This is a genomic window from Streptomyces sp. NPDC059906 (assembly GCF_042730645.1).
Lineage (GTDB): Bacteria > Actinomycetota > Actinomycetes > Streptomycetales > Streptomycetaceae > Streptomyces > Streptomyces rubrogriseus.
Genome location: NZ_JBHWKU010000005.1, coordinates 361,153 through 383,553 on the forward strand (window position 1 = coordinate 361,153; position 22,401 = coordinate 383,553).

The 22,401-nt window shown below is 68.6% G+C and carries 16 protein-coding genes; 6 read left to right on the forward strand and 10 right to left on the reverse strand.

Annotated features, from left to right (window positions below; translation table 11 throughout):
• The first annotated feature begins 6 nt into the window (after window positions 1–6).
• Window positions 7–816 carry an MBL fold metallo-hydrolase gene (locus ACFV9J_RS11440; RefSeq protein ID WP_385352866.1) on the forward strand — a complete coding sequence of 270 codons (810 nt, stop codon included), beginning with the start codon at window positions 7–9 and terminating at the stop codon, window positions 814–816.
• Window positions 817–857: 41 nt separating this feature from the next.
• Here ACFV9J_RS11440 and vanX read toward each other — a convergent pair whose 3' ends face one another.
• The 5 genes from vanX to vanJ form a co-directional block, all read right to left on the reverse strand.
• The gene (gene vanX, locus ACFV9J_RS11445; RefSeq protein WP_385352868.1) at window positions 858–1,466 is read right to left on the reverse strand and encodes a D-Ala-D-Ala dipeptidase VanX; all 609 of its coding nucleotides are present in this window, start codon (window positions 1,464–1,466) and stop codon (window positions 858–860) included.
• Window positions 1,463–2,503, reverse strand: coding sequence for a D-alanine--(R)-lactate ligase VanA-Sc (vanA-Sc, locus tag ACFV9J_RS11450; protein WP_385352922.1), 1,041 nt, complete (start codon window positions 2,501–2,503; stop codon window positions 1,463–1,465). The genes vanX and vanA-Sc overlap by 4 nt, the downstream gene beginning before the upstream one ends.
• A gap of 10 nt (window positions 2,504–2,513) precedes the next feature.
• A complete protein-coding gene (gene vanH-Sc, locus ACFV9J_RS11455) occupies window positions 2,514–3,527 on the reverse strand; it encodes a D-lactate dehydrogenase VanH-Sc (protein ID WP_385352870.1) in 1,014 nt (337 codons plus the stop codon).
• A gap of 96 nt (window positions 3,528–3,623) precedes the next feature.
• On the reverse strand, window positions 3,624–4,817 hold the full coding sequence (locus ACFV9J_RS11460) for a lipid II:glycine glycyltransferase FemX (protein WP_385352872.1): 1,194 nt from the start codon (window positions 4,815–4,817) through the stop codon (window positions 3,624–3,626).
• A gap of 160 nt (window positions 4,818–4,977) precedes the next feature.
• The gene (gene vanJ, locus ACFV9J_RS11465) at window positions 4,978–6,084 is read right to left on the reverse strand and encodes a teicoplanin resistance protein VanJ (RefSeq protein WP_385352874.1); all 1,107 of its coding nucleotides are present in this window, start codon (window positions 6,082–6,084) and stop codon (window positions 4,978–4,980) included.
• Window positions 6,085–6,171: 87 nt separating this feature from the next.
• On the opposite strand from vanJ, the gene vanR-Sc reads away from it, so the two are divergent.
• A complete protein-coding gene (gene vanR-Sc, locus ACFV9J_RS11470; protein WP_385352876.1) occupies window positions 6,172–6,867 on the forward strand; it encodes a VanSc-type vancomycin resistance response regulator transcription factor VanR in 696 nt (231 codons plus the stop codon).
• Entirely contained in the window at window positions 6,860–7,954 is a 1,095-nt protein-coding gene (gene vanS-Sc / locus ACFV9J_RS11475; protein ID WP_385352878.1) for a VanSc-type vancomycin resistance histidine kinase VanS, read from the forward strand. The genes vanR-Sc and vanS-Sc overlap by 8 nt, the downstream gene beginning before the upstream one ends.
• Before the next feature lie 24 nt (window positions 7,955–7,978).
• On the opposite strand, the gene ACFV9J_RS11480 is transcribed toward vanS-Sc, so the two are convergent.
• The 5 genes from ACFV9J_RS11480 to ACFV9J_RS11500 form a co-directional block, all read right to left on the reverse strand.
• Complete coding sequence (locus ACFV9J_RS11480) at window positions 7,979–8,827, reverse strand: macro domain-containing protein (protein ID WP_385352880.1); 849 nt, start codon at window positions 8,825–8,827, stop codon at window positions 7,979–7,981.
• A 23-nt stretch (window positions 8,828–8,850) separates the two neighbouring features.
• Window positions 8,851–9,915 (reverse strand): toll/interleukin-1 receptor domain-containing protein, encoded by a 1,065-nt coding sequence (locus ACFV9J_RS11485; protein ID WP_385352882.1) that lies wholly within the window; start codon window positions 9,913–9,915, stop codon window positions 8,851–8,853.
• Between the two features lie 2 nt (window positions 9,916–9,917).
• Entirely contained in the window at window positions 9,918–10,289 is a 372-nt protein-coding gene (locus ACFV9J_RS11490; protein ID WP_385352884.1) for a CU044_2847 family protein, read from the reverse strand.
• A 610-nt stretch (window positions 10,290–10,899) separates the two neighbouring features.
• Window positions 10,900–12,717: a hypothetical protein gene (locus ACFV9J_RS11495; RefSeq protein WP_385352886.1), complete on the reverse strand. Its 1,818-nt coding sequence runs from the start codon at window positions 12,715–12,717 to the stop codon at window positions 10,900–10,902.
• Between the two features lie 334 nt (window positions 12,718–13,051).
• On the reverse strand, window positions 13,052–13,519 hold the full coding sequence (locus ACFV9J_RS11500) for a DUF2399 domain-containing protein (protein WP_385352888.1): 468 nt from the start codon (window positions 13,517–13,519) through the stop codon (window positions 13,052–13,054).
• A 261-nt stretch (window positions 13,520–13,780) separates the two neighbouring features.
• Here ACFV9J_RS11500 and ACFV9J_RS11505 point away from each other — a divergent pair, with 261 nt between their 5' ends.
• The 3 genes from ACFV9J_RS11505 to ACFV9J_RS11515 form a co-directional block, all read left to right on the forward strand.
• Window positions 13,781–15,436 (forward strand): protein kinase, encoded by a 1,656-nt coding sequence (locus ACFV9J_RS11505; protein ID WP_385352890.1) that lies wholly within the window; start codon window positions 13,781–13,783, stop codon window positions 15,434–15,436.
• Window positions 15,437–15,566: 130 nt separating this feature from the next.
• On the forward strand, window positions 15,567–18,815 hold the full coding sequence (gene drmD, locus ACFV9J_RS11510; RefSeq protein ID WP_385352892.1) for a DISARM system SNF2-like helicase DrmD: 3,249 nt from the start codon (window positions 15,567–15,569) through the stop codon (window positions 18,813–18,815).
• A partial coding sequence (locus tag ACFV9J_RS11515) for an Eco57I restriction-modification methylase domain-containing protein (protein ID WP_385352894.1) occupies window positions 18,815–22,401 on the forward strand: 3,587 nt, incomplete at its 3' end. The genes drmD and ACFV9J_RS11515, both read left to right, overlap by 1 nt.

Below are 22,401 nucleotides of genomic sequence, written 5' to 3' on the forward strand. Positions count from 1 at the left end.
GCGACCATGACGGACGATCTCCGCTTCACGATCCTCGGCAGCGCGAGCCCGTCCCCCCGAGCAGGGAATCCTTGCTCGGGATACCTCGTCGAAGGCGGAGGCGGAGGCGGAGGCGGGAGTGGGGGCGAGGGCGGGGGCGCCCGACTGTGGATGGACGCCGGAAGCGGGACGCTCGGCGCGCTGCGCGAGCACATACGCCTGGACCAGCTGGACGGCATCTGGATCTCCCACCTCCACGCGGACCACTGCGCCGACCTGCTGACCGCGTACTACGGCCTGCTGTACGCGGAGGTCGAACTCACCGCCTCCGTTCCCCTGCTGGCACCGCCCGGCATCGCCGACCGGCTCGCCCGCTTCCTCACCAACGGCCCGCGGCGAAGCCCCGTCGAGGACGCCTTCCGGGTCGTCGAACTCCACGACCGACACCGCGCCCGCATCGGCGGCCTCACACTCACCAGCCGCGCCGTGTCGCACGGGATGCCCGCCTTCGGGGTCCGCGTCGAGACCGAGGACGGTGCCCGTCTCGCCTACTCCGGGGACAGCGCCCCGTGCGAGGCGCTCACCGAGCCGGCCGACGACTGCACGGTGCTGCTGTGCGAGGCGGACTCCGCGCAGGCACCGCCGGCCGGCACCGAGGCGGTGCACCACACCCCGGAGGAGGCGGGTGCGACCGCCGCCACCGCCGGTGCGCACCGCCTGGTCGTCACCCACCTCGGCCCGTTCCTGGAGCCGTCGGCCGCTCTCGACCGGGCGGCGGCGTGCTACGAGGGCCCGGTGGAGTACGCGGCGCCCGGCCGCACCTTCCTGGTGGCGTGAGCGTGGCCCCGCTCGCTCGGTCCGGCTGCTCGGCTGCACGCCTACGCGATGGGAAAGTCGAAGTAGGTGTCCGGGTGCGGTTCCTCCTTCAGCGTGTAGTGCCACCACTCGCAGTCGTACGAGGCGAAACCGCAGGCGGCCATGATCGAGCGCAGATGCCGGCGGTTCGCCGCCTCGACCCGAGAGACCTCTCGGGCGTCGTGATGCGATATCGCGTCCATGAGGTCGTGGTCGCCGCCCATACCCGCGAGTTCACCGGTGGTCAGGTGGTACAGCGTCAAGTCGACGGTGCCACCCCGGCTGTGGCCCGACCTGGCGGCCACGTACCCCCTGTCGAACATCTCGGCCCTGCCGATGTTCGGATAGTGCCGGGCCTTCGTCCGGCCGTCCTCCGGCTGTTGCGACCAGCGGAGGAAGCAGTCCACGGCGCGCTGCGGGCGGTAGCCGTCCCAGAGGAGCAGCCCGAAGCCGAGGCCTTCGGCCCGCTCCTGTGCCCTTCCCAGAGCCGCGCACAGGGCCTTGGTGCCGACGATCCGGTTCGCCAGGTATCCGTCCACGGGTTTGCCGGTGAAGTTGTCCCAGGTGGCGTACTTGGCGTCCCACCGGATACCGGACACCAGCTCGTCCACGAAGGCGAAGTCCCCGGTCATCGGAGCTTCCCCGTCAAAGCCAGGGACAGCGTCCGGTCGATCACCTCGGACAGCGGCAGACCCGCGGCCGCCATCATCCTCGGATAACGGCTGTACGAGGTCATGCCGGGCAGGGTGTTGACCTCGTTGAGGACGACGTCCCCGTCCTCCTTGAGGAACATGTCCACCCGGGACAGTCCCCGGCATCCCAGGGCGCGGTACACGGCCTTCGCGGTCTCCTGGACGAGGGACCGCTGCTTCGCCGGGATGTCGGCGGGAACGACGGGCGTCGAGTTCTCCGAGCCGCTCTCGGGCTCCTCCTCCTGGTGGATCCGGAAGAATCCGTGGGAGAGCGCGATGCGGTCCACCTCGCCCGCGATCAGGTCGGGGTCGTTCCCCAGGATGGCGCAGCCGATCTCGCTGCCGACGACGGCCGCTTCGATCAGCACCTTCGTGTCGTACCGCCGGGCAGACTCCACCGCGGTCGCCAGATCTTCCGGCCGGGACACCTTGCTGACGCCGAGGGACGACCCCGAACGGGCCGGCTTCACGAAGACGGGGTACTCGAGGCTGCCGGGATCGATGGTCTCGTCCCCCGTCACGGTCCAGAAATCCGGCGTGGCGATCCCCGCACTCCTGGCGACGACGTACGCGAGGGATTTGTCCATGCACAGGGCGGAGCTCTGGACGTCGCAGCCCACGTACGGAATGCCGGAGAGCTCCAGCAGCCCCTGCGTCGCACCGTCCTCACCGAGGGTGCCGTGCAGGACGGGAAGGACGACGTCCAGGCGGACCGTCCGGTACCGCCCCTGCTCCAGGACGAGCAGCCCGTGCACGCTCCGGTCCGGTGACAGCACGACCGGACGGCAGTCGCCGTTCTCCCAGTCCGGGCCAGGACCGTCGCAGAGCCTCCAGGCGCCGTCCTTCGTGATCCCCACGAAGAAGGGCTGGTACTTCTCGGTGTCGAGGTTGCGTGCGACCTCCTGGGCCGACTTGACGGAAACGGCGTGTTCTTCGGAAGAGCCCCCGAATACGATGCCGACCGTCAACCTGGCCAACTTGTCCGACTCAGCCATGCTGTTTCCTGCTTCCGAAATTAAGGCAGTTGATGATGGAGTTCTCGACCGTGTCCCTCAGGGCGTGGTCGGTGTAATAGGCGGTGTGCGGGCTGATGAGTACGTTCGGCATCTTCTGCAACCGCGGGAGCCACGTGCTGTCGATGGTTCTGTTTCTGCAGTCGGCGTAGAAAATCCCTTCCTCCCCCTCGACGACATCCAGCGCCGCACCGCTCAATCTGCCGCTCTCCAACGCCGGGACCAGTGCCTCGGTGTCGATGAGCGGGCCGCGTCCGGTATTGATGACGAACGCGCCCCTTTTCATCCGCCGGATACGTCTTTGATCGAGAAGGTGATGCGTGTCCGGGGTCAGCGGCACATGAAGCGACACGATGTCGCTCGACCTCAGCAACTCGTCGAGGGGGACGTAATCTGCCGCGATGGTGGGCCGATTTCCGTGGGCCAGTACGCGGGAGCCGAAACCCCGCAGCCTGTCCACGACCCCCGCACCGATACGCCCCGTCCCGATCACCCCGACGGTCAGGTCGCGCAGCTCCTTCCCGCGTATCTCGTTCAGCCGGTAGTCGTGCAGCTCCGCGCGTCGGACGGTGGATTTCGCGTTGCGCACCGCCATCAGCATGAGCATCAGGGTGTAGTCGGCCACGCTGTCGGGAGAGTAGACGACGTTCTCGACGGATATCCCCACACCGGCCGCGTATTCCACGTCGATGTGGTTGTAACCGATGCTCCGGGTGGATATGTACCTCACGCCGGCTCGGTGGAGTGCACGGAGAGTGGCAAGTGTGACCGGGGTCTTGTGGCCAATGCTGATGCATTGATTTCCGGCCGTTAGCTCGATGTTTACTTCGGATACGGCGGCATCCGTGAGGGTCGCCTCGACGCCGAAACGGGGCGCCGTCCGACGGAACAGGACGGCCTCGTCCTGCCCGCAGCCGTAAACCGTGATTCCCGTTGCCGGCAGGAGCGGTGACGGGGGAGGGATCGAGGAGGTCGAGGAGAAGGTCATGCCTCCATTCAAGGCGCCTCGGTGTTGCCGTCCCGTATGCGCTTTTCGATATCCTGACGATATATTACCTACCAGTAATGTCGCCTGGGGGACGGCTCATTGGCCACGTCGCTTCATGTAGAGGTCGAAGGTCCGGTACACTAGCGGCCGCAGCGGCAGGTCCCACTCGCCCACGTACCGTACGGCCCGACCGCCGGTGCCGACCTTGAACTGGATCAGTCCGACGTGCGGGTCGTCCGCGTCGAGGGTCGGAGTGATGCCGCGCAGGTCGTAGACATCGCAGTCGGCGGCGAGCGCGTCGCGGATCATCGCCCACTGGCAGGCGTTGGAGCCGCGCACCTCGCGCTTCCCGGTGGACGAGGCGCCGTAGGCGTACACGGCGTGGGTGCCGACCCGGACCATGACGGTGGCGGCGACCAGGTCGCCCCCGTGGCGGGCCAGGTAGAGCTTGATCCGCTCGGGGTCCTCGGCACCGAGCACGGCGAACATGGTCGCGAAGTAGCGCAGCGGCCGGGGCGTGAAGTGGTCCCGCTCGGCGGTGTGGACGTAGAGGTCGTGGAACGCCTTCACGTCGTCCGCGACCGCCGCCTCCCCGACCGCGGCATACCCGGGCGTGGCGTCTCCGTGTGTGACCTCGACGCCCTCCTTGGCTGCCTTCCGTATGTTGCGCCGCCAGAGCTGGTTCATGCCCTTGAGCAGGTCGTCCTCGGTTCTTCCGGCCAGTGGGAGCTCGTACTTGAACTGCGGATGCCCGACCCCGAAGCCGTCCTCCGGGCTCTGCGGCAGCCAGCCGGCGTCCCTGAGCCGATCGGTCACGTGGGCACCGACCGGATCGGTCCACCGGGTGGGCAGTCCGGTGAGGCGCCGCGTGCCCGGATCGGCGATGCCCTCCTTGATCTCGTCCGCGCTCCACACGTCCGTGCACACCGGCGGACCGAGCCGTATCGCGAACGCACCACGTGCCTTGAGATACGCGGCGAGCGGATCGAGCCACGCGTCTATGTCGCCGGTCCAGTCGATGACCGGGCCCTCGGGCAGATAGGCCAGCGTGAAGCGCTTGAGCCGTGGCACCGGTCGGTGCAGGACGAGCCCGGCACCGACCAGCCGCCCGCCGTCGAACCAGCCCAGGGACTCGCTGTGCCACTCGGTCTTGACGCGCCCCCAGGCCGGGGTCTGCAGGAAGCTGACCGAGCGCTGCGCCCGCACGAACGCCAGGTGCTCGGCGGCACTGATCGGCCGGACGGTCGGCCGCGTCGGGGCCGCTGTTCGTACTGGTTCGCTGTAGGCCATGCCCCCAGTCAAGGCGGCGGGGTGTTGCCGACGCGTATGCGGTTTTCGATACGCCGACGATATGTTCCGGGCTGGGCCGGGACGGACCGCACCGACCCGCACCCTGCCCGTCAGACGATGCTCACAACCAGGCCGACCAAGCTGCCCGGGCCAACCAGGCTCACCAGCTGACCCCGGCCGCCACGGGCAGATGGTCGCTGCCGGTGGCGGGCAGCGTCCACGAACCGGTCGGCTCCACGCCGCGCACCAGGATCTGGTCGATCCGCGCCACCGGGAACTTCGCCGGCCAGCTGAAGCCGAACCCGTCCCCGGCCGCGTCCTGGACCGAGTGCAGCTGCGAGGTGATGCCCGCCAACGCGCGGTCGTCCACGGTGCCGTTCAGGTCGCCGAGCAGCGCCACCCGCTCACTGCGGTCGGCGGCGAGGGCCTCGCCGAGCGCCCGCGCGTTCCGGTCGCGGGAGTCCGTCCAGAATCCCGCCCGGGGATTGAGCCGTACGGAGCCCAGGTGGGCCACGTACACGACCAGCGGGCCCTTGTCCGTGGCCACCGTGGTGCGCAACGCCCGGTTGCCGGCCATCGTGACGTCGGCCGGTTTGGTGTCCGCCAGCGGCCCGTAGTCCGTGGCGATGTCGACCGGCCGCGTGCCCGACAGCGGCAGCTTGCTCCACACCCCGACCGTGCCCTGCACCGTGTGGTACGGGTACTCCTTGGCCAGCCCCTTCTCGTAGACGTCCCGGTCCTGTGCGGTGATCTCCTCCAGCGCCAGAACGTCCACTCCGGAGGCGGCCAGGTCGCGGGCGGTGCCGGTCGGGTCCGGGTTCTCGGCGCCGACGTTGTGGGAGGCCATGGTGAGGTCGCCGCCCGAGCCGGACTTGTCGCCGAGCAGCCCGCCGAAGAGGCTCAGCCACACCGTGACCGGCAGCACCAGCGCGGTCACCGCGGCGGGGGAGCGGCGCCACAGCGCTCCGGCGGCCAGCAGGGGGACGAACAGGCCGAACCACGGCAGGAAGGTCTCGACCAGGCTGCCGACGGACCCGAACCGGTTCGGAATCTCCGCGTGCAGCATCATCACGAAGCCCAGCAGCAGCGCCGACACCGTGAGCAGCGGCGCACGCTTCCAGAGCTCCGGCCGGACGGCGCTGCGGAGCGTCGCCGGGGAAAGCCGTCTCCGAGCCGGTGCCGGTGCCGCTGCGGCCGGCGGTGGTAGGACTGCTGGTGCTGGCGGCGCTGGCGGCGGCGGTGGCGGCGGTGGTGAGGTCTGACGCATGCGCCCAGTGAACGCGGCGGCGTGTTGCCGGCACGTATGCGGTTTTCGATATGCCGACGATATGTGGCGACTCGTAACCTCGACACCATGCGTGTGCTGATTGTCGAGGACGAGCCCTACCTGGCGGAGGCGATCCGTGACGGCCTGCGTCTGGAGGCCATCGCGGCCGACATCGCGGGCGACGGTGACACCGCGTTGGAGCTGCTGAGCGTCAACGCCTACGACATCGCCGTCCTCGACCGTGACATCCCCGGCCCTTCCGGTGACGAGATCGCCGAACGCATCGTCGCGTCCGGCAGTGGCATGCCGATCCTCATGCTCACCGCGGCCGACCGCCTCGACGACAAAGCGTCCGGCTTCGGACTCGGCGCCGACGACTACCTGACCAAGCCGTTCGAACTGCAGGAGCTCGCGCTCAGGCTCCGGGCACTCGACCGCAGGCGCGCCCACAGCAGACCTCCGGTGCGGGAGATCGCCGGCCTGCGCCTCGACCCGTTCCGCAGGGAGGTCTACCGGGGCGGCCGCTACGTCGCGCTGACCAGGAAGCAGTTCGCCGTGCTCGAAGTCCTGGTCGCAGCCGAGGGCGGCGTGGTCAGCGCCGAGGAACTCCTGGAACGTGCGTGGGACGAGAACGCCGACCCGTTCACCAACGCCGTCCGCATCACCGTCTCGGCCCTGCGCAAGCGTCTTGGCGTACCGGGGATCATCGCCACCGTGCCGGGTGTCGGATACCGCATCGACACGGCACCCGTCACCGAGCAGACGGGCGGCGACAGTGGATAGGAGACCCGGCCTGAGCGTCCGACTGAAGCTCACCCTCAGCTACGCGGGATTCCTCATGCTCGCGGGTGCTCTGCTGCTTGCAGCCGTGGGGGTGTTCCTCGTGCGCCAGGGGTGGTTGATCACCAATGAATGGGGGTCGGTGCGAGCGACTCCCGGCACGATCTTCCTCCGCAGTTTCGCGCCCACGGCAGCGTGGGTCATGGCGTTCCTCCTGGTGTTCGGCCTCGTGGGCGGATGGTTCCTCGCCGGACGCATGCTCGCTCCCCTGGACCGCATCACGGAGGCCACCCGCACGGCCGCGACCGGCTCCCTTTCCCACCGCATCCGGCTGCCGGGCCGCAGGGACGAGTACCGCGAACTGGCCGACGCCTTCGACGAGATGCTCGCCCGCCTCGAAGCCCACGTGGCCGAACAGCGGCGCTTCGCGGCCAACGCCTCGCACGAGCTGCGCACCCCGCTGGCCGTCTCGAAGGCCATCCTCGACGTGGCCCGCACCGACCCGCACCAGGACCCCGGCGAGATCATCGACCGCCTCCACGCCGTGAACACCAGGGCGATCGACCTCACCGAGGCCCTGCTCCTGCTCAGCCGCGCCGGCCAGCGCTCCTTCACCCGGGAACAGGTCGACCTGTCCCTCCTCGCGGAGGAAGCCACCGAGACCCTGCTCCCCTTCGCGGAGAGGCACGGTGTCACCCTCGAAACCAGCGGCCAGGTAACGCTGGCCCTCGGATCACCGGCCCTCCTCCTCCAACTGACGACGAACCTCGTCCACAACGCGATCGTCCACAACCTCCCCGGCCGGGGCAGGGTCTGGATCCACACCGCCCCCGGCCCCCGCACCACGCGGCTCCTCGTCGAGAACACCGGCGACCTGATCAGCCCCCACCAGGCCTCGACCCTCACCGAACCCTTTCAGCGCGGTACCGAACGCGTACACACCGACCACCCAGGCGTCGGCCTGGGCCTGGCCATCGTCAACACCATCACCCAGGCCCATGACGGCACCCTGACCCTCACCCCACGCCACAGCGGAGGCCTCCGCGTCACGGTGGAGCTGCCCGCGGCCGCTCCGCACACCGGCAGATGAGCCGTTTGGGGGGCGCGCACGGACCTATTGGGCGCGGAGGTAGTCACCGAGGCGGCGTAGGTCGACCTGCGCCGCCGTGCCGGGAGCCAGCACGATCCGCAGGTGGCTGGCGACCACGCTTTCGCGCGACGACGTCAGGTACGTGATGATGATCAGCCTCACTATGTCCGCCTGAGTGATCCGGCCCGAGAGCCGGGCGAGTCCGAGACCGACAGTGGTGATGGAGACTGTGCCCAGGTGTGCCGTGTTGCGGACCGTCGCCCAGAGTTCCATCAAGGCGTCCCACAGTTGGGAGACGCTGGACTCGCAGACGTAGTCGTTGCGCATCCGGCTGTAGGCCACTCCGTAGTAGCGGCGGTGTTCGGAGCCCAGGACAACAACGGTGCCCATAGGGTAGCGGTCCAGCTTTCCGAGCGGTTTGTCCTCCCGCCTCTCGCTCGCCACGATGGTGCGACCGGCGAGGGCCGAGGCGATCTCCGCGTCCAGCCGTGCCGTGTCGCCGGCGTACTCGCCTGTCAGGAGTTGGGCCTGGACACTGCCGGGGTGGATGAGGACCGGCAACGCGGTGTCGAAGGTGTCGGACATGCCGACGACGAGGTGGCCGTCCTGAGAGAAGAGGTCGCCGACGACGACGGAGACGCGGGTCGCGGGCAGTTCGAAGGAGCGGTCGAAGGAAAGACGTGGCCAGGCTGCCCACGTTCCGTAGCCGAGAGCGAGGGCCAGGGAGGCGGCGAGGACCGGGGCACCGAATTCCTCGGCGAGGTCGGGGAAGAGGCCGGTGCCGAGACCGCAGATGCCGGCGATCAGGCCGAGACCCGTGAGAAACGAGCGGCCGAAGTGGGCGAGAGTACTGCCGCGTCGCAGGTTCGCCAAGACCGCCCTGCCGGAAGAGCGGCTCACTGTGACGGCGGAGGCGACGACGTGCCGGTGCCCGCCCGGTCGGACTCTTCGGGCTGCCCGTCTGCCGCGCCGGTGTGCGTGAGGGCGCCGTCCGCGGTGAGCACACCGGCGGACTCGGGCGGCTCTACAGGGGTGAGGACCACAGTCTCCCGTCCAGGGCTGGCGATGATCTGGAATCCGTCGTTCGACCGCACGGTCACATGCACGCCTCGTCGTCTGACGAACTCCTCTACTTGTGCGCGAACAGCTTCCGCGTTCTCGGCGTCGATGGTGCCCACGTCGTATCCGACCAGGAGATCTTCGGGAGTGCGGTCGGTATTGACGCGGTAGGTGAGCGCGCGCTCGTCGGGCAGTGCGAGGTAAGCGATCAGTTCGTCGATGACTTCCCGTCGGCTGTCGGCCTTGCCCGCGGCGGACGCGAGGGGGTCACGCAAGACCGTCATCGGCACCGAGGAGTCGACGCGTTCGATGAGGGTGCGCAGAACGTTCTCCTGGCGGCGGGCCAGCACGAGAACCTCTTCCAGGACATCGCCCTGGGCCCGCGCCGGGGTCGTGGCGGCGGCGTCGCTCGGCATGTCCCGGGCCACGCGCAGCGCGTTCTCGATCCGGGAATAGAAGGCGTTGAAGGAGTCCTTCAGCCGGTCGTTGTCCAGGAAGTTGAGGCTGGCGTGGTCGCGCAGAGACTTCATCATTTCCAGCAACTGCGTTTCGCTCGTGCTGGAGACAGCCTGGAACTGCTTGAGCGGGCCGGTCAGGTCGCTGACGGGGAGATCGAGCAGGAGCGGCACGACTCGTGCGTCACCGATGGTTTTGGACAGCGCGCCGGCCTCGAAGTTGATCCAGGGCTTGAGGCTGTTCTCCCGGGTGACACAGACAATCCCGAAGGAGCTTCCCTCCAGTTCGGCGGCTATCTTCGGCAACGGCCGGTCGCCCCGGTCGATGTCCACGGACGAGACGAAGGGCGCGGCTTCCTGAATGACGAGGGGCAGCCAGCCCTTGAGGGACTCGGCCATGTGCTTCGCCTGCGGGCCCGACCAGCTGATGAACACCTTGATGGGCATGGTCAGATGCCGTTCCGAACGTCGTCGTACATGACGTCGGCGTTCGGGCCCGGGCGTCGGTGCCAGTGAAGGGTGATTTCGAAGTTGGTTTCGTCCAGTCCACGTGCGATGACGGCCTGTCCGCTGCCCGTGAGGGTCAGTCCGAAGCGGACGGTGATTTCGTCGGGCTGGTCGGCGCTTTCCCGGGCGGCTCTCGCCGCCGCGGAGGCAGCCTGAAGGATCGGCCGGAAAGCCCGCTCCAGCCGGCCGATGGGCCGGTCGGGATCGATGGGGCGGAGGTCGTCGGCGGCGGGCCTGATCTCCACCTGCACTTCGTCGCCGTCGTCCGTGGTGTACCTGACGACCTGTTCCCTGTCGGGTCGCATCACGCCCATGCCGTCCCCCTTGCGTCCCACGCCGTGGAGAAGAGATTACGGTCTGGGCGGGGGCCGTGGCGGGCACTCCGGAAAGTCGTGACTGCGCAGGCCCGCCGCCGGCCAGGGCGGCCAGGTGCGCTCGACATGCCCGCGTCGTACCGCAGGAATCGATCCGTTCGGCCGTCTCGGCACTGCACTGTTGTTGGCCGCGGCCCAGTAGCCGTCTCGAGATCGGCTACTCCATCGCTCCCGACGTCCGCCGCCAGGGTCCTTGAGGTCCCCGTCGGCAGTGCTGAGCACGAAACCACTCAGGGGCCCGACCCGCTGAGCGGATCAGGCCCCTGACCTGGTACTTCACTGTCGGGGTGGCGGGATTTGAACCCACGACCTCTTCGTCCCGAATGAGGTTCGGTTGGTGATCTTGCCAGCGCGATTGGTGTTTTACCTGATCAGGGCGTTGGTCTTGCGCGGTCTTGCGCGGTCTTGAAGAGGCTCGGAGAGCGGGTCGGCTCCCAGATGGCTCCCGAGGAGCCACGCGTCCGGACCCTGCCACTAACGTTCTCTATGTACTGGGCGAGGCGCTCGGGGAGCATGTCCACGAGACTGAGACTGACCGACATGGCTGCTGTCATCGTCCGGGCGGAGGCGTCGGCCACGCGGTCCCCTTGACTGCCGCGTCGAGGAGGTCGCCGAGCCGATGCCAGGCGCCCGGGCCGGCGTGAGACATGGGACTCGCCGCGAACCGCTCCCACGCCGCGTCACGGTCTCCGAGCGCCTCGGTGACGTAGGCGGCGACTGCGGGATGAGCGGTGTTGTAGTGCCGGCCGCGGGCTTTCAGCGCTGACCAGGCAGGCAGCAGCCGGAGCAACTCCGCAGGGCACTCGGGCTGGGCCAGCAGGATCTCGGCCCAGCTTCCACGTAGGTCGGGTCCGCCGCCCAGGCGCCTGCGTAGGTGCAGCGTCAGGTCAAGCAGTGCCTGCTGCGGGGCGGAGTGGCGGGCCAGCACGTCGTCGAAGGTGAGGGACTTTCGGTAGGAACGGACGGCAAAGGAGAGCAGGGCCTCCTCGATGAGCGGGTCGTTGCCCGTGTGTCGGTCCAGGTAGGCGACAAGAACGTCCTCGTCGGCGTCGGCCAGCTTCTTGAAACCGATGTCCTGCGGGTCGCCGAGGGAGGCCGTGCGCCGGCCCGGCAAGGCGGGGACGGGATCGGTGACGAGCGGCATGATGGTGGCGATCAGTTCCTTGGCCCGTCGGTTCTCCTCCCACGCGGAATGGCCGGAAGAGTAGCCGTGCGCATCGGACCGGGCGGACAGGGCCCGCCGAGTGTCCTGCACCACGAGACGTGCTTTCTGCCGCGCCTCGTCCGGGACTTCGGGGAGATGCACGAGGAGTGCGTGCAACCAGCCGAGATCGCGCACGGTCGGATAGCGAGAATCGGGGTCAGGCTCCCAGAGGCTCAAGGCGGTAAGGGAGATGGTCGCGAACCGGGTGCCGAGGGCGGCGACGAGTTCTTCAGACGCCAGCCATTCCCGTGGCCGTCCGAGATGCTGAGCCTCGCCGGGGTTGAGGAGGAACCGCCAGGTTTGCTTGCCTGCGCGCTCCACCCAGGCGACAGCGGAGCGGCAGGCCATGGTCTGGAGGTACCCGGACTGCATCTCCGCGTCGAGGAATCGCTCTACGTAGTCCCGCTCCTCCTGGGACGCAGCCGCCAGCTCGTCGGCGTAGCGCTCCCGTGCCTGCGCGGGCGTCAGCCCATCCCGGCAGGACCGGGAGATCCGGGTGAGGAGGACCGCGCGACCGAAGTGCTCCAGGTCGTGGGCGGCGACTTCCTCCAACAAGGACGGTTCGACGCGCCACGGCAACGAGTTGAGCAGGTGCTCGCGCACCACGCGATCGGCGTCACGGTGCTGCGCGCACCAGGTCAGCAGGCGGCGGTGATGCACGGTCTGTGCCTGGACGATGCCGGACCACATGCTGTCCCATGCGTCGGATGCGGCACGGTGGCGCTTCATCCACACCTCGACGTTCTCTTCGCCGTCATGCTCGTCCGGTCTGGACGGGAGGCAGTCGAGGGCTGCGACGAACATGTCCTCGTGCAGGTCGTGTTCACCGAGTACGAGCTGGGCCGGCGTCGGAACCGTCAGCAGCTCGGGGGTGATGGGCAGGTCCGTTGCCGAGCGGCGATGGAGCTCAGCAACGACGGCGCGGATGAGCGCTGCCCCACCCTCTTTCCGGCCAAGCACACCGAGTCGCGCGTCAGTGCACTCCCGCAGATACCGCACCCTGTATGCGTCCGGGCAGGCGGGGTGCGACAGGGCGACGCGGGTCAACTCCATGCGGTCGGTCGTCATGTATGGCTGCGGTTCGCGATTCAGATCGCTCTCCACCGCCGTGGCCAACAGCCACTCGGGCGCCGACTGCGCGAGCGGCCCGGTGAGCAGGGCCATGAGCAGGCCATCCCGATCCGGGCCCGGGGGTGTCGTGCGTATCGCCTCAACAGCCATGCGCGTAGGCGGGGAACCGTCGGATGCCTGTGCGATGACCGTACGCAGAAATTTGAAAGGGAGAGACGTACGTGACTCCGCGGCAGTCATCGGACTCCAATCTCCAACACCGCGCCCCTGGCCTCTGATCGGTCCCAGCCGGGCACGGTGATCCAGCAGGTGTTGGCGTCAATCATGCCGAAGGGGACTGACAGCGCAGTCGGTTACGGACATACGGGTCTAGATGGGGGTTGCCGGAGCAGAGTGGCTCCCGGAGTTCGGCACGGCGCCGATGTCTCTACGTCAGGCGTGACAGGTCGGCCACCAAGAGGTCGAGGGCCGCTTCCTCATGGAGCGCGACGCCGAGAGCGGTCATGGCTGGGGCGAAATCCGGGTCCCAGCCGGCGCTGACCGGCTCGCCGTCGAGCATCAGTTGAGGGATGCCCTCGGCTTGACTGCGAGCGGCCAGATGCTCGTAGTCCGCGGTGCCCATGTGCCACGGCAAGGCTTCATAGCGGCGGATGGTCGAGATGGCGAGAGTGATCCCCGGCCAGTCGAAGTCGCCGTGGTACGTGAAGCTGTAGCCCGTGGCAGCGGGGGAGTCGAGAAGCGTAAGGACCACCGTGCCGGCACTGCCGGACGTGCAAACGAGGGGCTGGACGCCCGCCGCTTCCGCCGGAACTCGCCAGCCCGCGACCTGCTCCGAAACCGTACATACGGCGCGCCTATGAAAATACCCGGCAATCTGCCCCTTGAGGCGTAGCACCGTGAGTCGTACACCCTTCCTGAGTGCAGGGAACCCGTGTGGAGCGGGGCGCCGGTGAAGGATTTCGGTAGCTTCGAGACCCTCGGTTTACTCGTCCGCTCCCCGGTCCTCTCGTGCTGACCTAGGATCGTTAGCGACCATGCACCCACCGTGATGGTTCGAGGCGGACCGAGAGCGTACACACCTTGGGGAGGCCCCGTATGGCTCGGCCTCTCCGCGACCACCGGCAACCCGGGGCGACAAAAGGGCGCGGCGAAGACGATGAGGGACCAGCGCCTGACGAGGGGCGAACTGATCGACGGCCGCTACGAGCTGGCGGAGCTGCTCGGCAGAGGTGGCATGGGCGAGGTGTGGGCGGCGTACGATCAGCGGCTGGACCGGTCTGTGGCGGTGAAACTGCTGACGCCACGGACGGCTGTCTCCAGGATGCCGCGCGGGCTCGATCCGCAGGACCCCGCCGTCGTCCGCTTCACCAGAGAAGCACGACTGATGGCCAAGCTGGAGCATCCGTACGTACCGGTCATCCATGATGCGGGCACCCATCGAGCGAGTCGGCTCTATCTGGTCATGCAGCGCGTGTACGGACACACGCTGGACCGGCTGGTGGCCCAGCGCGGGCCCTTTCCCGTGGAGTGGGCCGCCGCGGTGGGCGCCCAGGTGTGCTCCGTGCTGGTCCAGGCTCACGGACGCGGCTTCGTCCACCGGGATCTCACGCCCCGCAACGTGATGCTCACGGCAGACGGCACGGTACGCGTCCTCGACTTCGGTATCGCCACCGCCCTGCAACCACCGGACGGCCCACGGTTGACCGACGCAGGCATGGTGGCCGGAACTCCGGGCTTCATCTCTCCAGAGCAAGGCAAGGGGCAGGCGGCCACTCCCCTCAGTGATCTGTACGCACTGGGGTGCGTGCTGTACGAGATACTGGGTGGACGACCGCCGTTCACGGCCGACGAGCCGCTGGCCCTGGTGGTCCAGCACATCGCCGATACTCCAGTACCACTGGAACGGCTGCGTGACGACGCACCAGCCGAACTGTGCAACCTGGTCTCCCGCTTACTTGCGAAGCGCCCGGAGGATCGGCCAGTGGACGCAGCCGAAGTCCGGGAGGCCCTCACGCCCTGGGCCGAGCAGGCGGTGCCGAAGGCCGCCCGCGCCGGAACGCCGAGGCCCGCCAAGACCACCGCGCGCCTGCCGCACGATGGCAGCGACCTTCCGAACGATCCTCCTTCGGACAAAGCGCACGCATCCGTTCCGGAGCACGCCCCGGCCCCGCCCGCAACTGCACAACCTTCCGTTCGGCTAGCGCAACCGCCGCCCACCTTCGGGGCCCGGTCACCTGCGGAATCGGCGGACCTGCGCGAACGCGCGCAACGCCTTGCGGCAGAGGGACGGTTGTCACAGGCACTGGAGCTGCTGGGCAGGGATCTCAACGAGGTGCTGCCCCGTTTCGACTCCTCCCATCCGGAGGTCGTGTCCCGCCGACTGGCCATCCTTCGCTTGCAGTTCGAAGGGCAGGAACTGCAAGCGGCACGCGAGGGCTGCCTGGAGCTCGCGGAGACCCTCGTGTCGACCCGTTCCGCGCCGGACGCAGACCTCGCGGCTTGCCGGGTGATGGCGGCCCGCTGCCTTGGCCGGCTCGGGCACAACTCCGCCGCCCTCCTGGAGCTTCGCGAGGCACTCGATCTCCAGAAGAAGGTGCTTTCCCCTCTGGATCCGGAGGTGTTGGAGACCCGCCGGGATATCGCCACCCTCCTGGCGGGCTCAGGCTCGGCGGGTGAAGCCCTGGAGGCTCTGCGCCACCTCGCCGACGACCAACGGACGGCGCTGCCTCCCGACCATCAGGCCCATGCCGAGGTGGAGCGTCTGGTCAGCCGCCTGGGCAGACTGACCCGCGCGCTCCGCCTCCCGCAGTGACCCGCCGACGCCCCGTCCGCAACCAGGAGAGAAAGTATGTGATCTAGGTCAACGAAGGAATCGCTCGCCAATATGAGGCACTCCGGTAGGCACCGCCGTCTCGCCGGTAGTGATAGTGGAGGATGTCCGCATGCCCGGAACCACCCGTACTTCCGAAGCCTCCGGAATCGTCGCGCCGCCGAAGGTGAATGCTCTCGTTCAGGTACGCGGCCAGAACTGGGTGGTGTCCGGAGTCGAAGCCGCCCCGGCTGGCGATGCCACCGTGGTGCATCTACAGTCCGTTGCCGATGGCCGCTACGGCGACACCCTCTCCGTGATATGGGAGGTCGAGCCGGGACGCCGCGTCCTCCCCGCCGGCTCCCTTCCGGACGCCTCCACCGGAGCGTTCGACCCGCCGGAGCAGCTCGCGGCCTTCCTCGACGCCGTCCGCTGGTCCGCCGTCGCTTCCGCCGACGTGAAGACGCTCCAGTCCCCCTTCCGGTCAGGGGTGGCCATCGAGCCGTACCAGCTGGAACCGGTCGCTCGAGCCGTCGGCGCCCCCCGTGTCAATCTGCTGCTCGCCGACGATGTCGGTCTCGGCAAGACAGTGGAGGCCGGACTGGTCGCCGAGGAGCTGCGGCTGCGCGGCCGGGCCCATCGCGTCATGGTTGTCTGCCCAGCGGGGCTCACCCTCAAGTGGCGCGACGAGATGGCCGACAAGTTCGGCCTCGACTTCACCGTGGTCGACTCTGCCTGCTGCGCCGAACTGCGCCGCACGCACAGCAGCGCCGCCAACCCGTTCCGAGTGTTCCCCTTGACCATCGTCAGCCTCCCCTGGTTGCGCACGCCCAAAGCGCAGCGGCTTGTCGACGAAGTGCTACCCCCGGGAGGGGCGACGGAGCTGCCGGGCCGCCCCGGGCGCCGTACCTTCGATCTGCTGATCCTGGACGAGGCGCACCATGTCGCCCCGAGCGCGCCCAAGCAGATCTACGCCGTCGACTCCCAGCAGACCAAGCTGATCCGGCGTCTCGCCCCCCACTTCGAGCACCGGCTCTTCCTCTCCGCCACCCCGCACAACGGCTACCAGGAGTCGTACACCGCCCTGCTGGAACTCATCGACAACCAGCGCTTCTTCCGCGGCGGCGAGCCGGACAAGGCCGCCCTCGACGACACCGTCGTACGACGTCTGAAGACCTCCGTGACCGACGAGGAGGGCAACCCCCGCTTCCACGTCCGCGAGTCGAAGGCGCTGCCTGTCGAGTACCCCGACACCGAGCGCGAGATCCACGCCCTCCTCACCCGCTACGCAGAACTGCGCAAGAAGCGGGTCACGCCCGACCGGCGCGGCGGCCGGAAGGCCGTCGACCTGGTCACCCTGCTGCTGAAGAAGCGGCTGTTCTCCTCTCCCGCCGCCTTCGCGCACACCGTCGGTGTCCACCTCGAATCGGTACGCGCCAAGGCGAAGTCAGGCGGAAAAAAGGAGGTTCCGGTCCCGGTCGAGACCCCGCTGTGGATCACGCAGTACGAGGACTACGCCGCCGAGCTCGACGACGAGGAGCTGGCCGAGGCCGAGCACGACGCGATCACCCGCGCCTCCACGGTCACCCCGGGATCTTCCGAGGAAGAGGCCGAGCTGCTGGAGCGGATGGCCCGCTGGGGCCAGGCCCACCAGGCGTCCCCTGACGCCAAGGCCAAGGAGCTCGTCAAGACCCTCAAGGCCGTCTGCTTCACCGGCGGGACCTGGGGGAACGAGCGGGTCGTCGTGTTCACCGAGTACCGCGACACCCAAGACTGGCTGCTGAACCTGCTCCAGCAGGAGGGCCTGGCGCAAGAGGGCCGCGTCCTCACCCTCCACGGCGGGAAGAATGCCGACGAGCGCGAGCAGATCCGGCTCGCCTTCCAGGAACAGCCCACCAGCCCCGAGGGCACGGTACGCATCCTCATCGCCACTGACGCCGCAAGCGAGGGAATCGACCTCCAAGATCATTGTCGATATTTGATCAACTACGACATCCCGTTCAACCCCAACAAGCTCGAACAGCGCATCGGCCGCATCGATCGCTACGGCCAGCGATACAACCCGCAGATCATGCACTTCGTCGGCGCCGCCTGGGACAAGGCCAGGACAGACGTGTACGAGGCCGACCTGGAGTTCCTCGCCCGCATCGCGCGGAAGGTCACGCAAATGGAGGAGGACCTCGGCGAGGTCAACGCCGTACTCGCCGAGAAGGTACAGCTGCGGATGACGGGCCAGCTCAGCGACTTCGACATCGAGCACGCCCGAGCGAAGAAGATCAAGGGGCGCCCCACGGGCGGCAAGGTGGACGCCGATCAGAACGTCACTGAGCAGGTGCGGCGGCTCAGCGCCCAGCTGAAGCAGACGACCGTGGAACTCGGCATCACCCCGGACCGGGTCGCCCGCGTGGTGAACACCGCGCTGAACCTGGCCCGCCAGCAGCCCCTAGTACCGTGCCTCGACGAGAACGCGCCGTCCGAGGACGACTTCCGGCAGGGCCTGTACACCGTGCCCCCGCTGACCGGCTCGTGGGAGCGCGCCACCCGCGGCCTGCCCGACAAGCTCCGCCCCGACGTCCTTCGCCCGGTCACCTTCGATGCGCGGGCGGCCTCGGGACGCCCCGACATCGTGCTGGCCCATCTGAACCATCCCCTGGTAGCTATGTCGACGCGGCTGCTGCGCGCGGCCGTCTGGAACGCGGACAACGTCGACCTGCGCCGGATCACGGCCGTCGTCAGCGACGACCCCGCCCTGGAGACCACGTTCGTCGGCGCGTACGCCCGCTTCGTGCTGGTCGGCACGGACGGGCAGCGCCTCCATGAGGAGATCCTGCACGCGGGCGGCTGGCTCGGCGACAACGGCTGGCAGCGTCGGCTGCGCGGAGTGGAGGCGGTCGCCTCGATCCTGGACCGCGCGCTCACCGAAGGCCGCCCCGCCAAGGAGCGCCTGCTCCACCGGCTCCAGCAGAGCTGGCCGAAGACGTACGAGGGCCTCACCCAGTCCGTCGACGCGCGCGGCAAGGAACGCAAGGTGTCCCTGATGGACCGGCTGGCCGAGCGCCAGGCCGATGAGGAGCAGCGCATCAACGCCACCCTCGACCGTCTCCAGCGCACTCTGCGGAACCGGCTCGGCGAGACCTCTTCCGCCACGGCGGCCTCCCCGACGGGCGGGATGGACACGCTCTTCGGCCTGGACGAGCTGAAGGATCCCGACGAACGCCGCCAGCTCGCCGACGACCGCAAGCGCTGGCGGGCCCGGCTCGACGGCGTGGAGGACGAACGCGAGCGCGAACTCGCCGCGATCGCCGCCCGCTACCGCGAACCGCAGGACCATCTCTTCCCCGTCGCCGTCGTCTTCGTCATCCCCGCCAAGGAGGCATACTGATGAGCTCCGCGCCGCGCTCCGGAAGCCGCCGCCCCTCCGCCGCCGCAATCCGTGCCGCGAAGGCGTCCGACGGCAAGCAGCAGCACCTGGACTGGCTGAACCTCGTCGAGGTGTCCGGCCCGTTCCTCACCCTGCCGGTCCTGCTGCGCAGCTGGCCACAGCTGGAAGGCGTGCCCAGCGGGCGCCGCGCCGACATCCGCCTCCACCACGGCATCTGGCAGGACGACCGCAAGGGCGCCGGCCGCCTCGACTGGATCGGCTTCCAGCTACGCACCCTGCTGGAATGGGACGACGCCCTACATCTGCGGGAGGGCGCCGGACAGTTCGGCGACAGCGGTGAGAGCCTGGCCGAGGACGACACGCTGCTGGACCGGTTCGCCGTCAGCCCGCCCGGGTCCGACACCACCGTCCGCCCCGACTTCGCCCTCGTCCGCCCCGGAACCGACCCCACCGCCGAACCGGATACTGCTGGCACCGCCCAGCACGTACCGATCCTCGGCCTGATCCTCCCGCCCGACACCGTGCCGACCCGCCGAATCAGGGACGACTCCTGGGCGGCAAGCGGAGTCGACCGGCTCGCCCACGTCCTGCGCCACCATGGCGTCGAGCTGGGCCTGGTCACCGACGGCCGTTGGTGGTCCCTGGTCTGGGCACCGCCCGGCGGCGTCACGACGAGCGCCACCTTCGAGACCATCGCCTGGAACGAGGCAGCCGACCTGGTGGCGGTCCGCGCCTGGGTGTCCCTCCTCCGCCGCGGCCGGTTCTTCGGACGCCCGGTGGACGAACTGCTCCCTGCGCTGCTGCGCGAGAGCCTGGACGGCCAGGAAGACGTCACCGAGGCGCTCGGCATCCAGGTCCGTCAAGCCGTCGAACTCCTGGTGGATTCCATCGGCCGCGCCGAGGCCCGGATGGTCAAACGCGGCGGCAAGGGATTGTCAGGCGTACCGGCGAGCGAGGTCTACCGGGGCGCCGTTGCGGTCATGATGCGCGTCGTCTTCCTCCTCTTCGCCGAGGAACGGGGCCTGCTGCCCGCTGACAACGAGCTTTACGCGGAGGCGTACTCGGCCGGCCGGCTGTACGAGACGCTGGACAAACGCCGCCGCGCGGACGGCGAGGACTCCCTGGACCACACCACCGCCGCCTGGCACCGGCTGATCGCCCTCTTCCACGCCGTGCACGGCGGAGTGGACCACCCACTGCTCACATTGCCGGCGTACGACGGCTCGATCTTCGACCCAAAGCGCTTCCCCTGGTTGGAGGCAGTCCCGGAGGGCGCGGACGCCACGGGCGACGACGCCACGCGGGCCGCTGACGGCCACACTTCCCTCCTCCCGATCGACGACCGCACCGTCCTGCACGTCCTCGACTCGGTGCAGTTCGTCGTCGTCAACAGGGAGCGGCGCCGGCTTACCTTCCGCGCGCTCGACGTCGAGCAGATCGGCTACGTCTACGAGGGCCTCCTCTCGTACGACGGCAAGCGCGCCCAGGACACCGTGCTCGGGCTCATCGGCAAGCCCGGCCTGGAGCACGAAGTGAGCCTGACCGAACTGGAGGAACTGGCTGCCCCGTTCGGAGTGGGCGCACGCGCCGTCTCCGGTCAGAAGCTCGATCTCCCTGGCCTGTCGAAGAAACTGTACGAGCACTTGAAGGACCCCAGGCCGCCGGCCGCGGCGTCGAAGATGGAGAAGCTGCTCGCCCCTGGAGACGACCAGGTGCGGGGCAAGGCGACCCACCGCCTGCTCGCGGTCACTGAGAACGACCGCGACCTGGCCGAGCGCATCCTCCCCTTCCACGGCCTCCTCCGCGACGACCTTCGTGGTCTGCCGGTGGTGATCCCGGAGGACGGCTTGTACGTCACGGAGTCCCGCCTCCGCAAGAACACCGGCACTCACTACACGCCGCGTGTCCTGGCCCAGCAGGTCGCCGTGGGAGCACTGGAGCCACTCGTCTACCGTCCGGGCCCGCTCCAGACGGCGGACGACAAGCAGTGGAAGCTCATCGGCGCGGACGACATCTTGAAGCTCAAGGTCGCCGACATCGCGATGGGTTCGGCCGCCTTCCTGGTTGCCGCCTGCCGCTACCTCGCGGACCGTCTAGTCGACGCCTGGGTCGAGGCAGAGGACGAGGAGGCCCTTGCGTTCCGCGGCAGCCACCGCGACCAAGCGGGCGCGATGACGGCGGCGGACGCGGAGAGCGACCCGGTGATGGTCCGCGCCCGGCGCCTGATCATCGAGCACTGCCTGTACGGGGTGGACATCAATCCCATGGCGGTGGAGATGGCCAAGCTGTCGCTGTGGCTGATCTCCATGGACCCGGAACGGCCGTTCACGTTCCTGGATGACCGCTTGGTGGCGGGGGACTCGTTGTTGGGGGTCGCCAAGCTGGAGCAGATCGAGAACATCCACTTGGATCCGGCGGCAGGCCGCAAGCTGCACAAGGGGGCCTTCGACGAGCAGTGGACCGAGCAAACGCGCACCCGAGTCCACAACGCGTCAGGCAACCGGCAGGCCATCGCCGACATCCACAGCGACTCCATCGCCGACCTCGACGAGAAGCGACGCCTACTCGCGGCCAGCAACGAACACCTGCAGCGCCTCCGGCTGATCGGTGACCTGACGACGGGAGCGAGCCTCGCCTCCGGGGGCGGTAGCGATTCTCTGTACCTAAAGGCCGCGGAGCTGGCCAGCACGGTCGCCTCGGATACGGTCCGCGACTCCGATCCAGTGATCCATGAAGCTCGGACGCGTGCTCTGGAGTGGCTGAGCAAGGACCTCCCCACGGACGGCTTCGTCCGCCTGCCCGTGCATTGGCCACTCGTCTTCCCTGAGGTCTTCGAGGCGGAGCAGGGAGGCTTCGACGCGATCATCGGCAACCCACCGTTCCTCGGTGGCCAGAAGCTGACGGGAACACTGGGGCAGGCGTACCGCGAGTACTTGGTGCTCGGTCTGGGGCGCGGGCAGCGTGGTAGCGCTGACCTCGTCGCGTACTTCGAACTCAGAGCCCACCAACTGCTCAGCGAGCGCGGCCAGACGGGTCTGATCGCTACCAACACCCTTGCCCAGGGCGACACTCGGGAGGTTGGCCTCGATCAGCTACTCGACGACGGCATCGAGGTACGCCGAGCGGTGAAGAGCGCACGTTGGCCTTCGAGGTCTGCGGCGCTGGAGTACTGCGCTGTCTGGACTACCAGGCCGGGGTTGGGTGCTGAGGCCACTCGGGTACTGGACGATGTGGAGGTCCGGGGTATCACTTCGTCGCTTGATCCACGGTCTCGGATTTCGGGACGGCCGTACCGTCTGGTAGCGAACAAGGGCCAGTCGTTCCAGGGGTCCAACGTGCTGGGGAAGGGCTTCATCGTCACCCCTGAACAGGCCCACGACCTCATCCAGCGCGACCCCCGCAACAAGGACGTCCTCTTCCCCTACCTCAACGGCGAGGACCTCAACTCCCGCCCGGACTGCTCGGCCAGCCGCTGGGTGATCAACTTCCATGGCTGGAGCGAGGAACGGGCCCGGGGATACCCCGAAGTATTCGCCATCGTCGAGAGAGACGTGAAACCCGAACGACTCAAGAACAACCGCAAAGT